Here is a 16483-nt window from a genome sequence, read left to right as displayed (position 1 = left end):
CAGCGCTAAAATATTAGCTCATTGCCGCATGTGGGCAAAGGGGGGTGGGTGGTCGTGCAGCGTACCTGCACTGCGTTACGGCCACCCGGGCTGGCGCATTGTTCCGGCTGCCTTGCTTCACGTCTGCAGCGATTGCTGCTGCTCTTGCAGCGCAATTCTACGGGCCACATCCCCGGGAGAACCGGTTTTACGGGCAATCAGGCTGTAGGCGACCGGCACGATCAGCAGGGTAAAAGCGGTGGCCGCGATTACTCCGGCCAAAACCACGATGCCGATCACGACCCGGGTTTCCGCGCCGGCGCCGCTGGCCAGTACCAGCGGGATGCTGCCGGCGATGGTGGTCAGCCCGGTCATAAGAATCGGCCGGAAGCGGGTGGCCGAGGCTTCCTGCAGGGCCTCGTCGAAGGACTTACCCTGATCGCGCAACTGATTGGCAAACTCAACGATTAAAATACCGTTCTTGGCCGCCAGGCCCACCAGCATAATCAGCCCGATCTGGGAATAGATATTCAGGGAGTTGCCGGTGATATAGAGTCCAAACAGTCCACCACCCATGGCCAGTGGCACCGTCAGCATGATGATAAAGGGGTGAATATAGCTCTCAAACTGCGCCGCCAGTACCAGGAACACGACCAGCAAGCCCAGCAGAAATACAAACACAATGGAGCTGCCGGCGTTGACAAAATCACGGCTGGTGCCCTTGTAGTCGATCACTGCCTCCGCTGGCAGGTTGTCGCGCACCAATTGTTCCAGGTAGGCCAGTGCATCACCGAGGCGGTAATCGTCTGCGAGGTTGGCCTCCAGGGTAATGGCGCGAATGCGGTTGTAGCGGGAAAGCGTTTCCGCCGCGCCATACTCTTTGATGCTGACCAGGTTGGATATGGGTATCAGTTGCCCGGTGCGCTCCGAACGCACATGGATATTGCTGACGTCGGAAAATGAGTGCTGTGCTGCTCGCTCCCCTTCGACGATGACATCGTACTCCTCGCCCTTGCTGAGGAAGGTGGTGACGTTGCGGCCGCCCATCATGGTTTCCAGGGTGCGACCGATTTCGGTTATGGTGACACCGAGATCGGCGGCGCGATCATAGTCCACCACAAAATCAATTTGCGGCCGGGTTTCCTTGTAGTTGCTGTCCAGTCCCAGCAGTCCCGGATTGTCCGCTTCTACCTTGGCCAGCAGCAGGTCGCGCCATTCGGCCAGTTCTTCGTAGCTGGAGCCGCCGAGGACAAACTGCACCGGTTTGCCGGCGCCACCACCCAGCCCCTGGCGCATAATTGGAGATGCCTTGATGCCCGGCAACTCGGCCAGGTCGTTACGGATTGCAGTCATGACTTCAGCGGCCGGGCGGCGATCCGCCCAGTCGTTCATAATGGCGATGACAAAGCCGCTGCTGAAGTTTTCAATGTTGCCGAAGGCCCTTGGCGCGCGCACCAGCAGGCGCTTGATCTCGCCGCTTTCCACATACTTCATCAGGCGCCGTTCGACCTCGGTCATATATTCTTCCATATAGGCAAAGCTCGCCCCTTCCGGGCCGTCAATCGCAACGAAAAACGCGCCGCGGTCTTCGTAGGGGCTAAACTCCTGGGCGACACGGGGGTAGATCAGTGCGGTCGCGGCGATCAACAGGGTGAACACCAGCGCCACAATGGCCGGCCGGCGCAACGCCTTGCCCAAGAGCAGCATGTACCAGCCGCGCAGCAGACCAATACCCTGGTCCACCCGTTCGACCAAGCCCACTGACCCCGGCGTCCTTCGGGGCGGTAGCAGAATTTTAGAAGCCAGCATCGGGCACAGGGTCAGCGCCACCAGCGACGAGAAGCTCACCGCGGCGGCGATGGTAATCGCGAACTCGGTAAACAAACGGCCGAGGTCGCCTTCGAGGAAGGTGATGGGCACGAACACGGCGATCAGTACCAGGGTGGTGGCGATAACCGCGAAGCCCACTTGCTTGGCGCCGCGGTAGGCGGCGATCAGCGGTGTTTCGCCGTATTCCTGCATGCGCCGGACAATGTTTTCCAGCATTACAATGGCATCGTCCACCACCAGCCCGATGGCCAGCACCAGCGCCAGCAGAGTCAGGATGTTGACCGAAAAGCCGAAGGCGTGCATGACGATAAAGGTCGCGGTCAGGGAAATGGGCACGGTCACCGCGGGAATCAGCATGGCGCGGGCACTGCCGAGGAACAGGAAGATAACGAAGATCACGCAGCCGATGGCAATAAACAGGGTCGCATAAACCTCGTGAATGGACGCCTCGATAAACACTGCGGCGTTGTAACTCTCCTCGATCTTCATGCCCTCGGGCAAGCTTTTGTTCAACCGCTCCGTCAACTCGATGACCGAGCGGGCCACATCAATGGTGTTGGCGGTGGACTGGCGGATAACGCCAATGCCCACCATGGGCACTTCGTTGCCGCGGAAAAACGTGCGATTTTCCACCACACCCAACTCCACCCGGGCGATATCGCCGAGGCGAACCAGGTAGCCGTTGTCCCCTTCGGCGAGGACCAGGCTGGCAAAATCCTGTGGCTGTTTGAAATTGCGATCCACCCGGGCGCGAAACAGCCGCTCCTCGGACTCCAGCGTGCCGGCCGGCAGCTCCACGTTTTCGGCGCGCAGGGCCTGTTCCACATCGCTCACACTCAAGCCGCGGGCGGCCATCTCCTGGCGGTCGAGCCAGATGCGCATGGCGTAGCTGAGGCCGCCGCCGATGCGAATCCGCGCTACGCCGTCGAGGGTGGAGTACTGGTCCACCAAAAAGCGCTCGGCGTAATCGGTCAGCTCCGGTACCGTCATATTGTCACTGGTCAGGTTGCGCCAGATAATGACGTCGTCATTGCTGTCGACTTTCTGTACCTGGGGCGGGTCGGCCTCTTCCGGCAGGTTGTCGATCAGGCTGGCTACCCGGTCGCGCACATCGTTGGCGGCGGCGTCGATATTGCGATTGATGGAAAACTGGATGGTCACCGAGGAGCGGCCATCCCGGGAGGCGGACTCGATAAACTCAATGCCTTCAATCCCGGCAATGCGCTCCTCCACCAGTTCGGTAATCCGGGTTTCTACGGTATTGGCCGGCGCGCCGGGGTAGTCGACCTCGACCGTGACAATGGGCGGGTCGATATCCGGGTATTCGCGTAGAGACAGGCGCTCATAGGACACCAGGCCAAAGGCCACCAGCAGGATGGAGAGGACGCTGGCAAAGACCGGTCGTTTGATCGAAACATCGGACAGGATCATTGCCCGGGCTCCCTGGCCGGTGCCTGCCCCAGCATGTGCGCCAGGCTTTCGTCGGCGTTGGCCTCGGCCTTGATGATTACCTCGGCGCCGGAACTGACCCGCAAGCTGCCGTGGGTGACAATTTGCATGCCTTCCGTGAGGCCACGGGTTATTTCGATTTCACCTTTGCGCCGGGTGCCCAGTTCCACGGCGGTTTTTTGCACCCTGGTGGTGCCGTCGGCGCTCACAATCACCATAACGGCCGTTTCATGGCCCCGGTTAATCAGCGCTTCTTCCGGTATAACCAGCGCCTGGCGGGGGTTGTTCTGCAGGCGCACCCGCATCAGCATCCCGGGCCGCAGTTTGTAGTCGGGGTTGGGGAGCAGCGCCCGCACCGACAGGGAGCGGGTGGCTGGATCGATGCGGCTGCTGATGCTGGCAATGGCGCCGCTAAATACCTCGCCTGGCCAGGCGCTGGCCCTGGCGGTCACTTGCCCGCCTTTTTTAAGGGCTGCCAGGAATATCTCCGGCACCGCAAAGTCCAGTTTCATGACACTGTCGTCATCGATGGTGGTGATGAGCGCACCGGGTTGGGCGAGGGCGCCAACACTGATATTGCGTTGGCCCAGCACGCCATCGAAGGGGGCAGTGATTTGGCGCTTGCCAATCTGCGACTCGATGGCCTGCAGGCGCGCCTGTGACGTTTGCCGCTGCAAACGCTGTTCGTCCAGTTCCGCCACCGCGGCCGAGCCGCGACTGATCAGCGGCTCCAGCCGTTTGATCTGCCGCTCGGCTTCCCGCAGGCGCGACAGCTCCTCGGCTTTAAGCGCGAGTTCTTCGGCGGCATCCATCTCTACCAGCACAGCACCTTTTTTCACCCGCTGACCGTCGTCAAAAGCCACCCTGGTGACCAGCTCGGTCACCGTGGAAGAGAGCTCAACATTTTCGTTGGCCTGCAGCGTGCCCAGCGCCTCAATCTCATCGACGAAGTGCTTGCTTTTCACCTGGGCGACAAAGACCGGCACGGCGGCGGTTTGGGTGTGGCCGCTGGTGGGCAAGAGTATGGCAAAAGCCAGAAATATGGGGAGAAGGAGCTGCTGCATGGAAGTCCTTTTACGCGTCAGAAGAGGTGAATCGGATCGGGGGTGACAATACACAAATCCGGGCGTTAGATCACCTGTTGGGAAGCAAGTTCCGCGCCGGAGCAGGGCGACAGTATGTCAACTAACACCCGGTGCCAAATACCGGTCAGTCCAGTGGCAGAACTTGTGCTAATTGCAGGCTGCGATCCTTCTGCTGTATCGGCGATTAATGCGTATCGAACCGCTACAGGAACAGGCAGTGATTGCTACAGCCTTCGGCTTGAGCTGTGTGTGTGCTTGTTATTTGTATTGCAGAGCAATACCATTGGCCCATTAAATTTCACAACAATTGGCCGTGCACTACCATGCCTGAGACTCTACAAGCAAAAACGGAAAACGCCGGAAAAAGTAAAACGGGTGCAGAGAGTGGCAGGAGTGGCGCTGGAATTCAGGTGATTGCGCGAGCCGCCTCTATTTTGCGAGTGCTGGAGAGTGAAAAGGAAGGTTTGAGTTTGGGGCAGATCGCCAAACGGGTCAATTTGCCACGCTCAACAGTGCAGCGCATTGTCTACGCCCTGGCCAAAGAGAATTTTTTAATTGGCGCGACCCCTAATGCCCGGGTAAAGCTGGGGCCTGCGATTCTGAGAATGGCGGCCAATACCAGTTTTGATTTTGCCACCCACGTGCGGCCCCATCTGGAAGCACTGGCGCAGAGTACCGGTGAAACGGTGGATCTTTCCATGTGGCGTGGTGAGAAGATGGTATTTGTCGACCAGATTGCCGGCAGTCGCCGTTTAAGTGCCATCTCGGCCGTCGGGGAGAGTTACTTCGCCTACAGTTCCGCCAGCGGCAAAGCCGCGCTGTCCCTGCTGGATGACGTGGAAATTAAAAAACTGTTTGACGGCAAGCTCGTCAGGGAAACGCCCAGCACCATTACCAGCATGGGCACCCTGTTGCAGGAAATTAATGAGATCCGCACGAGCCATATCGCCGTGGATAACGAGGAGAATACAGAAGGCATCTGTGCCATAGGGACGGCGTTTCACGATTCTTTGGGGCGTATCTTTGCTGTTTCGGTGCCGGTGCCCACCATTCGCTTTATCAAGTCGAAGGCAACAATTGTCAAGTTGCTGCACGATTTTCGCGCAGGATTAATGGCTTCCATTCACGAGTGATTTGGCGCATGTCATACGGACGCTGGATTGACTTTGGCCTCAACCCTCACAGAACATTTCTGCCGCTGGCGAATACCTCCATCCTGCTGTTGCCGCCACGCTAACGTATGCGGCAATCATTGTTGCTGGTATTTATCTGACTTTCGCGCAGCCGTTGCCGGGCCACATTGAAGCGTCGGTCGGCTTGTGTTGCGCTCTCTTTTTTGGGCGGGATCCGTTTCAGCGAGGAGCAACTCTGCGGCGCACAAAAAAGGCCCCGAGGGGCCTGTAAAGGCGCGAGCCAATATGCCAGGCTCCCGCAAGCGGATGTATGTCTGGTTTTTACCGGCTAGCGTTCCAGGGTGAGTGCCACACCCAGACCGCCACCAATGCAGAGGGTGGCCAGCCCTTTCTTCGCGTCACGACGCTGCATTTCATGCAGCAGTGTAACCAGCACGCGAGTACCGGAGGCACCGATCGGATGGCCTATGGCAATGGAGCCGCCGTTGACGTTTACCTTGTCGGTATCCCAGCCCATCTCGCTGTTGACCGACATGGCCTGCACGGCAAAGGCCTCGTTGGATTCAATCAGGTCCAGGTCTGCCACGGTCCACTGGGCTTTTTCCAGGGCGCGTCGCGAGGCAGGAATAGGGCCCGTGCCCATGATTTTGGGGTCGACCCCGGCGTTGGCGTAGGAGGCAATTTTAGCCAGCGGGGTCAACCCCAGTTCCTGGGCTTTGGCGAAAGTGGTGACCATAACCGCTGCCGCACCGTCGTTGATGCCCGAGGCGTTACCGGCGGTCACAGAGCCGTCTTTGGCAAAGACGGGGCGCAATTTACCGAGACTCGCCACCGTAGTGCTGTGGCGCGGGTACTCATCGGTATCGAAAACAATGGGCTCGGCTTTGCGCTGGGGAATGCTCACGGGCACAATTTCGTCGGCGAATTTATTGGCTTGCTGTGCGGCTGCGGCTCTTTGCTGCGAGGCGGCGGCGAATTCGTCCTGGGCCTGGCGGTCAAACTTGAATTTTTCGGCGATATTTTCCGCGGTGACGCCCATATGGTATTGGTTGAAGGCATCCCACAGTCCGTCTTCGATCATGGTGTCCTTCAGGGCCCAGTCACCCATGTTATGGCCCGTGCGAGACTTGGGCAACACGTGGGGAGCCAGGCTCATGTTTTCCTGGCCACCGGCGATAATAATGTCGGCATCGCCGCAGCGAATCGCCTGGGCAGCCAGGTGCACCGCTTTCAGGCCGCTGCCACAGACCTTGTTGATGGTCATGGCCGGTACACTGTGGGGCAGGCCGGCGGCGATGCTGGCCTGGCGTGCCGGGTTTTGGCCGACACCGGCGGTGAGCACCTGGCCCATAATCACTTCATCGATCTGGTCCGGGGCGACCCCGGTGCGTTGCAGTAATCCACTGATCACTGTTGCGCCCAATTGGCTGGCGGGAATATTGGACAGACTGCCACCGAAGTTGCCGATGGCTGTGCGGCAAGCGCCGACAATTACGATATCTTGCGGATTCATAGTGAGCTCCTGGTAAGGTGAGCGAATTAACGCCTGGTGTAGCTGCTTGTCCGTTAGTGACTCGACATAAACGCTACTTTTTGTCATTTTGATCCGGTTATAACGGCATCTCCATACGATCAGCTACTGGCTGCCGGACACCGTCAAGTGCGGTGTAAAGCATATAGGCCTGATAGTGTTTGCCTGCTAATATCTGCCCAGATTGCGGCAAAGTCTTATATTTGTCTAATTTAAATAATTTCATTATTGATAAAATATTTTAATGGGTTCGTTTTTATAGATGTAACGCGCGGCAGTGACAGACGGGTGGCAGGTTTGGCGTGCAATCAGTGGCAGGCTTGGGCTGGAGTGCGTGGGTCGTAGCGGTCGGCGCTGATTGAACAGCAGGTGCTGGCCATTGCGACTGCGCCGGCAAGCGGCGCCGAATAAGAGACAGGTTGCCCGCAGGGCGCGGGCAACCCGGTTCAGGTGGCGGGCATCCGCACCCTATCAATCACCGAAGTTGTAGCTGAAGGTGACACCGGCCCAACGCGGTGGTGCGTACACTTCCTGGGTAAAGCCAACCACCGCCAGGTCGAGGTGGTAGAGGCGATACTCTTCATCGGTAAAGTTCTTCAACCAGGCCGCTACTTTCCAGCCACCTTCGTTGGAGGTATAGCTGACGCTGGCGTTGCCGACAAAGTAGCTGTCCTCTTTGGAGGCGGGGTTGTTGGTGCCTTCAAGGAACTGCTCGCCGGTATAGACGCCGTCGAATTGCAAGGCAACCTCACCGCCGGCTACCTCCCAGCCGTAGCGGACCAGGGTATTAAAGCTGACATCCGGGGCATTGGGGAATTCGACATTGAAGTGCTCAACACCAGGGAAGGCGGTGGGGGCACTGTCAACTTCCGAATCAATAACCGACACGCCGAGGACGATATCCCAGTGGTCGCCAGGAGTGAGGAACAGTTCGACCTCCCCGCCGCGGTTGGTGGCATCCCGGTTGACCACCTGGGGGGTCGCATCCAGCAGTGAGAACTGCTGGTAATCCTGGTAGTCGTAGTAGAAGACCGTGGCGTTGAGGCGCGCCAGGCCGTTCAGCAGGGTCAGCTTGGTACCCAGTTCGTAGGAGTGCAGTACTTCCTCGTCGTGGCGGAAGTTTTCAATCTGTATGGCGCGCCCCGGAGACCAGTTGCCGCCCTTGATGCCGCGATTATAGGCGGCAAAAAACAGCCCCGCCTCGGTGGTGTAGTTGAGCTGCAAGCGCGCGGCGTAGTCACCGTAATCGATGGTGTTGACGCCGGAGATATCCTGCGGTTGCACCACTGGCGGCAGACCGTCGTCGCTAAAATCCGGGTTGCTGGTGTCATCGGTGGTGAGGATGGAGATGTCCTTGTCGTCCTGGGACCAGCGTAAACCGGCAATCAGGGTCAGGCTGTCGTTCAGGTCCAACTCGCCCTGGCCGAACACAGACCAGTTGCTCGAATTCAGTTGCGTAGTCGTGATCGCCTTGTTGGGCACAGGGCCAAACAGGTTTTCATCAACGATGGTCTGGTAGTCGCCCTCGATGTCGAGGTAATACAGACCGGTTTGCCAGCGAAAATTATCGCCTTCACCGGAGAGCCTGAATTCCTGCGACCATTGGCTGTAATCGGCGGCGGTGGAAAACTCAAAGAAGGCACCGGTCACTGCAGTGGGCGAGCCGTCAGCGTCTTCCAGGTAAAACTTGTCCAGCGCCAGGGTGTTGGTAATGGAGGTGAATTCCAGGCTGTCGTCGATGGCCCAGACTACCTTGGCGGTGACACTGCTGGAGTCACGATCGTAATAGCCGCCATCGGAAAAATCCTTGTTGGCCGGGGCATCGGGAACTGAGGGGTCGTTGACACCGAGGCCGATGGAGTCGGCGAAGGCGGCCTGTACGACATAGGTGCCGGTGGGCACATCATCGTCTTTGGAGTAGGCGGCAATGATGTCGGCGGTCACATCATCGCTTACATCAAACTGCAGCGCAGCACGCAGCGCGTAACCGTCAGCTCCCTGGGAGTCCCGGGCGCCCACTTCGTTTTCTACATAACCGTCGGATTTTTCCCAGCGCGCGGCGATTCGGCCGCGGGCCTTGTCGGAGAGAGCTCCGCCGATGGCGCCTTCGAGGCTGTACTTGTTGAACTCGGCAATGGATGTTTTCACATAGCCGTTGAGCTCGTCTTCGTTGGCGTTTTTGGTGACGTAGTGGATCAGGCCGCCGGTGGCGTTGCGTCCGAACAGGGTGCCCTGGGGACCGCGCAATACTTCGACCCGCTCCACATCAAACAGTTGGCCGTTGATGGCGTTCATGCTGCCCACATAGGCGTCATTGACGTAGACGGCTACCGGGGCTTCCAGCACATCCTGGAAGTTGTTCTGGGAAATACCGCGCAAATTAAATGCGGTAAAAGCCGGGGTAAAGGACTGCAGTTGTAGCCCTGGCACCTGCTGGATGATATCGGTGGTGTTGGTCGCACCCAGGGCATCCATCTGTTCGCCACTGAAGGCGCTGACCGAAATTCCCACGTCCTGCATATTCTGTTCGCGCTTGTTAGCGGTGACCACCACCTCTTCCAGCACCGCGGCAGTGGTGATTGCCGGAGACAGTGCCAGTGCCAGTGCCGCGGCGATCGGGGTGATCCGGCCCGGCCGAATTGTTTTCTGTGTAGGGTTTTTCATAGGCTGCTCCTCAGGGGGTATTGTGATTTGTGGGTCTGTTTAACAGTTGTTATTTTTTAGGTACTGCGGCGGTCTCTGGCGGGCGCAAACCTGTGTGCAGAGACCGCGATTTATTCATGGGTGCTGATCCGGAAGCGTTAAAAGAAAAATGCTCAGCTTGTGGATGTGCACGAACTAAGGTTAGGTGTTTTGGCTGCGGCTTAAAATCATCTAAAACGATGAGTTGGGCACAATGCACCGCCGGCTTACTTCGGCGGTGGTTAATAGCCGCTTAACCAGTCCGGCAGGATGACGGCGTTGTCGCTGGCGTATTTTTGCCAATAGCTGACCATACGCTTGAGCTGCTCCGGGTGGCTGGCCGCCAGGTCGCGCTGCTCGCCGATATCCTCGCGCAGGTTGTAGAGTTGCCATGCGCCTTTACCGTAGGGCGGCGGCATATGCACCAGTTTCCAGTCACCGGCGCGCACTGCACGCTTGCCCATCAACTCCATGCCGAGCACCCGTTGTTGCAAGTCTGCGGGCACCGACTGGCCTCGCCAGGCGTGGAGCATGGAGGTGCCCGACGGGGGTGCGATGGCACGGCCTCGATAATCCGTGCCCGGGTGTTCAATACCGGTGAGTTGCAGCAGGGTCGGGGTGATATCGGCGACGGAGACCAGCTCGTGGCTGATATGGCCAGCGGGCAGTTGCCGAGGAAAATGGGCAAACGCTGCCACCCGGGTGCCTCCCTCGCTGGTGGCCCCTTTGTAGAGCCGCAGCGCCGGTGAGCTGGCGTGAGCCCAGCCGGCGCCAAGAAAGACATAGGAGTTCGGCTTGCCCATATTGGCGTAGCTGAAATCGTGGGTGGTGTCGATGACCTGGCGGATTTTTGGATACATCGCGGCGGACCAGGTGGAGTCCAGATCATGGCCCTCGGCACCATTGTCCGACATAAACAGGATCAGGGTGTTGTCGAGCAGCGCATTGGCCTTCAGGTAGTCCACCAGGCGGCCGGTGTGGTGATCGACCTGGTCGATCATGGCGGCGTAGATTTCCATTTGCCGGGTCTGCTGCTTTCTCGCGGCCGGGTCCAGAGCGGACCAGGGCAGAGTGCCCGCCGGTTTCGGCGTGGCAGTGGCTTTCGGGTCGAGCAGCCCCAGGGTCTTTTGCCGCTGCAGGCGCCGCTGCGCCAGGGCGTCGTAACCGTCATTATAGCGGCCGGCGTATTTGGCGATGGCGCTGTCCGGTGCCTGCAGCGGCCAATGGGGTGCAGTGTAGGCGAGGTAGGCGAAAAATGGCTTGCCGCTGTCTTTGTCCTGTTCCAGGTAGTCGATCATTTCATCGACATAGAACTGGCTGGAGTAGTCAAAGTTGGCGGGCAGCTGCTGCAGCAGCTCGCCGTCCTTGCGGTAGGGTGCCTTGCTGTCGGCCGTGGGGGAGTAGGCCGGTTTCATGTCCGCGTAGTGACTGGCGCCACCGCTCAACATGGCGAAGGAGCGCTCAAAGCCCCGCGCCGCCGGGCTGGTTTCCGGGCTTGTGCCCAGGTGCCACTTGCCGGTCATATAGGTGCGGTAGCCGGCGTCGCGAAGGAGGCTGGCGACAGTCACTACCCGCTGGTTGAGATAGCCTTCGTAGCCGGGCTGGCCCTGCTGGTTGGGTGCCATTTCCTCGGCCATATTGCCGAGCCCGGCGACGTGATTGTCGGTGCCGGTGAGCAACATGGCCCGCGTCGGTGAGCAGGTGGGGGCGGCCTGGAAATTACTGAAGCGCACGCCGGCATAGGCCAGCGCATCCAGGTTCGGGGTGTCGATCTCACCGCCAAAACTGCCGAGATCGGTGAAGCCCATGTCGTCTACCAGGATCAGCAGGATATTGGGCTGTTTGTCAGTGGCGGCAGCAGGAGCGACTGCACTGTTCGAGGCGCAGGCCAATGGCGCCAGGCATACGCTTAACAGCAGGCCAAGCCGCCGCAGGTATGCCGGTAAAATGCAGTCGCCGGGCGGGCGATTGCTGCTGTTCATTACGTCGAGGCGTCTGGTAGCCATGCTGTGCAACCCTTGTTGTTATCTAAAGTGATGGAGGGGTAGAGTCATGAAGCGTAAGAGTAGAAGGCCGTAGCGCTGACGACTATCATCAAAACAGATGAAGTGCCATGATTGTGGGAGAGTCAGGGTGAGTTTTGACTCACGTCGAGGGAGTAACCCAGCTCCCGATAGAGGTTGGCAATCAATTCGTTGCCGGAGTGCACGCCGACCTTTTCAAAGATGTGCTGCAGATGGGTCCTGACCGTCGGCAAGCTCATACCCAGGTGTTGGGCGATGGCCTTATTGTTGGCGCCGGTCATCAGGTATTCCAGTACATCGAGTTCGCGCTGGGTGAGTGCGTACTTCTCCTCAATGGATCTGCGCTCGGCAAAGCGTGCAGGTAAATACACCGTGTTGAGGGTGTATTCCATATAGGGCTGGATTTTTTCCAGCAGCTCCAGTTCAGCGTCTGAAAACTCACCATCGTCCTCGCTGCGCAAGAGCGTAAATACCGCGATGATCTCCCCTTCGCGACGAAAAAAAATATCCGTGTCGTACATGACGTCCATGGGGCGTATAAAATCCTGGTAAAAAATGGATTGCAGCCACTGGCTGCGCGGTACCAGTTTATTGCTGCAAATGACGGTTTTGGCGGAGTTCTTGAAGTGTCGCGGGTGCATCGGGTCGAGATGCCAGAAGTGCTTGTGATAAGCCGTTTCGATATCGACGTCTATGTTGTCACAGACCAGGCCCTTGATGTTCATATGCGGGTCGATAACGAAAAAGCGATAAGCACTGGCGTGCACCAGGCTGCTGACCAGCTTGAGGCTTTCCGCCTGGAACTCAGTGGGTAAGTGGCTGGTTCCTCGATTGCTTTCTGCGGTCATGGTAAGCCTCGGGGGCGGCATTCAAAATGGTAATGGCTTGGCGAGCATAAGTTGTAATTATCCTGATAGTTATGCGCAGTTTAAACCATGGCGTGAGCAATAACAGGACTTTAAACCGTATTAGTGCCCGGGTTTCGGTGACCGGGTTGAGATGATTCGACGGCCGTATTTTTCCCCATATCATCGATATGGATGATTCTATCTTTCTCCGGGGCTGGCTATGCTGTGGTTGTTGTGTGCAGATTCCAGGGCTCCAGCGACCCGCTTGTGAAGCCATGCTGGTCCGGAGCGAGAATAAAATGAGCACCCGCCAGTAGCTCCAATCATTACTGGCATTTTTTTCCAAATCGTTCATTACCGGCTGTTCTTTGCAGGCTGTTTATCGCCGCACAGGTCAGCTGCGCCGCGGGCGGCACGCCTTTATTCACTGGCAGTCATTGGCAGCTGCCAGGGGTGCGATTGCGGCAAACCATTTTAGCAACAGGATAATAACGACTATGACAGAATACAAATTGATTGTTGACGGCAAGCCACTGGCAACCACCGACACTTTTGGCGTGGTCAATCCCGCAACCGGCGAGGTCTTCGCCCAGTGCCAGGCCGCCAGCAGCGAGCATTTGGACCAGGCGGTTGCCGCCGCCAGGAAAGCATTTCCCGGCTGGAGTCAGCAGCCGGATGAGGTGCGGGTCGGCAAGCTCAAGGAAATTGCCGCGCTGTTGCAGGAGCACAGTGAAGAGTTGGCGCAGTTGCTGACCCGGGAGCAGGGCAAACCCCTGCAGGGCTTTGCCGGCCTGGGGGCTCACTTTGAGGTGGGTGGGGCCATTGCCTGGACCGAGGCCACCGCCGCGCTGCATATGCCGGTGGACGTAATCGAAGACTCGGACCAGTTGCGCATTGAAGTGCATCGCAAGCCGCTGGGTGTGGTCGGTTCTATTACCCCCTGGAATTACCCGCTGATGATCGCGGTGTGGCATGTATTGCCAGCCCTGCGCAGCGGCAATACCGTGGTGCTCAAGCCGTCCGAGATGACGCCACTGGCGACCGCGCGCTTTGTCGAGTTGTGCAACCAGGTGCTGCCGGCGGGCGTGCTCAATATCGTCGCCAGCAATGCGGGCAGCCTCGGCGCGGCCATGTCCAAACACAGTGGCATCGACAAGATTGTCTTCACCGGCTCGACGCCGACCGGCAAACGTATTATGTCCGCAGCGTCGGCAACCCTGAAGCGCCTGACCCTGGAGTTGGGCGGCAATGATGCGGCGATTGTGCTCGCGGATGCCGACCCGAAAAAAATCGCCCCGGCAATCTTTGCCACGGCGTTTATCAACTCTGGCCAGACCTGTGCCGCGCTCAAGCGCCTCTACGTGCACGAGGGTATCTACGAGGAGCTCTGCGCGGAGTTGGCCGCGATCGCCAATAGTGTGAAAGTCGGCAATGGCCTGGAGCCAGGTATTGATTTTGGCCCGGTGCAAAATGAGGCACAACTGAACATTGTTGCCGAGCTCGCCGATGATGCCCGCCAGGCGGGGGCCCGCTTTTTGAGCGGCGGCGTACGACCGCAGGGCCCGGGCTATTTTTACCCCATCACCCTGGTGGCCGATATCAGCGACGGCACTCGCCTGGTGGATGAGGAACCCTTTGGCCCCATCCTGCCGATCATCAAGTTTACCGATGTGGAAGACGCCCTGCGCCGCGCCAATGCCAGTGAGAATGGGCTGGGCGGCTCGGTGTGGTCCGCCGATGTGGAGAAGGCCACCCAGCTGGCCAGTCGCCTCGAGTGTGGCAGTGCCTGGATTAATAACCACGCCATCTTGCACCCAATGGCACCCTTCGGCGGCGTCAAGCAGTCGGGGTTTGGGGTGGAGTTCGGGCAGTTTGGCCTGGATGAGTACTGCTCGTTGCAAACACTGCATATCAGCAAGTAATTCCGTTGCCTTAAGTATTTATGCCACCCAGGGAGAGCAGATCCATGGCAGCCAAATATCCTGATCTGGGCAGTGCCGCCGGCAAGGCGAAGCAGGCCCGCCAGACCTACGAATTTATAAAACCCGCGGCGATTGACTCAGGCGAGGTGGCGCACCTGCCGGTGATTATCGTCGGTGGCGGTCCGGTCGGTTTGGCTGCGGCCATTGACCTCGCCGGACACGGTATTCAATCCCTGATCCTGGAGCGCTCCAACACCGTCAGTGACGGCAGCCGGGCAATCTGCTGGGCCAAGCGCACGCTGGATATTTGCGATCGGCTGGGCACCGGCGAGCGCATGCTGGACAAGGGTGTGACCTGGGATGTGGGCAAGGTTTTTGTCGGCGCCGACCGGGATCCGGTCTATACCTTCGACCTGTTGCCGGACAAGGAACAGAAAATGCCGGGCTTTATCAACCTGCAGCAGTTCTACACCGAGGAATACTTCGTCGCCGAAATCGAGGCAATGGATCGGGCGGAGATACGCTGGCAGAACGAAGTGATTGCCATCGACAACGAACCGGACAAGGTTACCCTGACGGTAAAAACGCCCGAAGGTGAATACCATGTGAGCTGCGACTACCTGATTGCTGCCGACGGTCACCGCAGCCCCAGTCGGGCACTGTTGGGGCTCGGTTTCGAGGGGCGTATATTTGAAGATAACTTCCTGATCGCCGATGTGCGCATGAAAGCGGATTTTCCGGCAGAGCGTCGCTTCTGGTTTGATCCGCCGTTTAATCCGGGCCAAACCTCGCTCATGCACAAGCAGCCGGATGATGTCTGGCGGCTGGATTTCCAGCTGGGTTGGGATATCGATCGCACAGAGGCCATGCAGCCGGAAAACGTCGACAAAAAAGTGCGGGCGTTTATTGGCCCGGATGTGGAGTTCGACTACGAGTGGGTGAGCATCTACACTTTCTCTTGCCTGAAGATGAAAAACTTTGTCCATAACCGGGTGATTTTTGCCGGTGATGCAGCCCACCTGGTGTCGCCTTTTGGTGCCCGCGGCGCCAATGGCGGCCTGCAGGACGCAGACAACCTGGCCTGGAAAATTGCCTATGTCCTGCAGGGGCTGGCGCCGCCAGAGTTGCTCAACACCTATGACGACGAGCGCATCTGCGCGGCCAACGAGAACATTCTCAATTCGTCCCGCAGCACTGACTTCATGACGCCAAAAACCAAAGTGAGCCGGTTTTTTCGCGACGCTTGCCTGGAGTTGTCGCGGGAGCTGCCCTTCGCCCGGGCGCTGGTCAACAGTGGCCGCCTGTCGGTGCCCTGTGTGCTGGACCAGTCACCGTTGAATACTTCCGATACTGACGACTTCAGCCCCAAGCAGCGCCCCGGTGCTGCCTGTATGGATGCTCCGGTACAGCTGGATGGCAAGGACAGCTGGCTGCTGGAACAGCTGGGCTGGACCTTCAAAGGCTTGTACTTCGCCGCCGAAGATGAAGACTTTCGCGGGGCAGAGGCATTGGCCCAGGGTTCACTGCCGGTTGAGGTGATCGTCGTGCGCACGCGCGGCAGTGCCGGGCTGGTGGACCAGCAGGGGCTGGTGGCCAAACACTACGATGCCCGTCCCGGAACCTTTTACCTGATTCGCCCCGACCAGCATGTGGCCGGGCGCTGGCGCCAGTTTGATGCGCAGCAGGTGCAGCAGGCCTTGCGCAAGGCAACGGCGCAGGCATGAAATCAATAGCAACCCTGGGGAGACAGGAGCCATGACTGTTCACAGTGACAATTTGCAGACCGACTTGCGCATCAATAGCCCGGATGACTTTTACCAGGAGTTGATTGAACTGCACGCCGGGCTGTCCGATGACGAGAGCCAAAAACTAAACGCCAGGTTGATCCTGATTCTGGCCAATCATATTGGCGATATAACGGTGCTGCGGCAGGCTTTTCAATACGCTCGCCCGAGGGACGCCGGGAGCCATACCGCCTTTACCAACCAATAGTTCACAAC

Annotated in this window: 10 protein-coding genes; 4 read left to right on the top strand and 6 right to left on the bottom strand. The window is 58.6% G+C overall.

Annotation, left to right across the window (positions count from 1 at the left end):
* Positions 1 to 117: 117 nt before the first annotated feature.
* On the bottom strand, positions 118 to 3240 hold the full coding sequence (locus G8764_RS12065; RefSeq protein ID WP_166164894.1) for an efflux RND transporter permease subunit: 3123 nt from the start codon (positions 3238 to 3240) through the stop codon (positions 118 to 120).
* Entirely contained in the window at positions 3237 to 4322 is a 1086-nt protein-coding gene (locus G8764_RS12060) for an efflux RND transporter periplasmic adaptor subunit (RefSeq protein WP_166164893.1), read from the bottom strand. The genes G8764_RS12065 and G8764_RS12060 overlap by 4 nt, the downstream gene beginning before the upstream one ends.
* A 431-nt stretch (positions 4323 to 4753) precedes the next feature.
* Between G8764_RS12060 and G8764_RS12055 the strand changes: the two genes are divergently transcribed.
* Positions 4754 to 5476, top strand: coding sequence for an IclR family transcriptional regulator domain-containing protein (locus G8764_RS12055; protein WP_166164892.1), 723 nt, complete (start codon positions 4754 to 4756; stop codon positions 5474 to 5476).
* Positions 5477 to 5804: 328 nt separating this feature from the next.
* Here the strand turns inward: G8764_RS12055 and G8764_RS12050 are convergent, their stop codons facing one another.
* The 4 genes from G8764_RS12050 to G8764_RS12035 all read right to left on the bottom strand — a co-directional run bounded on the left by G8764_RS12050 (position 5805) and on the right by G8764_RS12035 (position 12561).
* Positions 5805 to 7076 (bottom strand): acetyl-CoA C-acetyltransferase, encoded by a 1272-nt coding sequence (locus G8764_RS12050; RefSeq protein WP_341806380.1) that lies wholly within the window; start codon positions 7074 to 7076, stop codon positions 5805 to 5807.
* 402 nt (positions 7077 to 7478) lie between these two features.
* Positions 7479 to 9671, bottom strand: coding sequence for a TonB-dependent receptor (locus tag G8764_RS12045; protein ID WP_166164890.1), 2193 nt, complete (start codon positions 9669 to 9671; stop codon positions 7479 to 7481).
* Between the two features lie 260 nt (positions 9672 to 9931).
* Entirely contained in the window at positions 9932 to 11695 is a 1764-nt protein-coding gene (locus G8764_RS12040; RefSeq protein WP_243748764.1) for an arylsulfatase, read from the bottom strand.
* Positions 11696 to 11817: 122 nt separating this feature from the next.
* Positions 11818 to 12561 carry a response regulator transcription factor gene (locus tag G8764_RS12035; RefSeq protein WP_166164889.1) on the bottom strand — a complete coding sequence of 248 codons (744 nt, stop codon included), beginning with the start codon at positions 12559 to 12561 and terminating at the stop codon, positions 11818 to 11820.
* 497 nt (positions 12562 to 13058) lie between these two features.
* On the opposite strand from G8764_RS12035, the gene G8764_RS12030 reads away from it, so the two are divergent.
* Genes G8764_RS12030 through G8764_RS12020 form a run of 3 tightly spaced genes read left to right on the top strand, consistent with a single transcriptional unit; the run spans position 13059 to position 16475 of the window.
* A complete protein-coding gene (locus G8764_RS12030) occupies positions 13059 to 14483 on the top strand; it encodes an aldehyde dehydrogenase family protein (RefSeq protein ID WP_166164888.1) in 1425 nt (474 codons plus the stop codon).
* A gap of 44 nt (positions 14484 to 14527) precedes the next feature.
* Complete coding sequence (locus G8764_RS12025) at positions 14528 to 16207, top strand: FAD-dependent oxidoreductase (protein ID WP_166164887.1); 1680 nt, start codon at positions 14528 to 14530, stop codon at positions 16205 to 16207.
* Between the two features lie 31 nt (positions 16208 to 16238).
* Positions 16239 to 16475 (top strand): DUF2783 domain-containing protein, encoded by a 237-nt coding sequence (locus G8764_RS12020; protein ID WP_166164886.1) that lies wholly within the window; start codon positions 16239 to 16241, stop codon positions 16473 to 16475.
* Positions 16476 to 16483: the final 8 nt, after the last annotated feature.

The sequence above is a fragment of the Pseudomaricurvus alcaniphilus genome, from assembly GCF_011440395.1.
Taxonomy (GTDB): Bacteria; Pseudomonadota; Gammaproteobacteria; order Pseudomonadales; family Cellvibrionaceae; genus Pseudomaricurvus; species Pseudomaricurvus alcaniphilus.
This window is presented reverse-complemented; position numbering and strand designations above follow the sequence as displayed.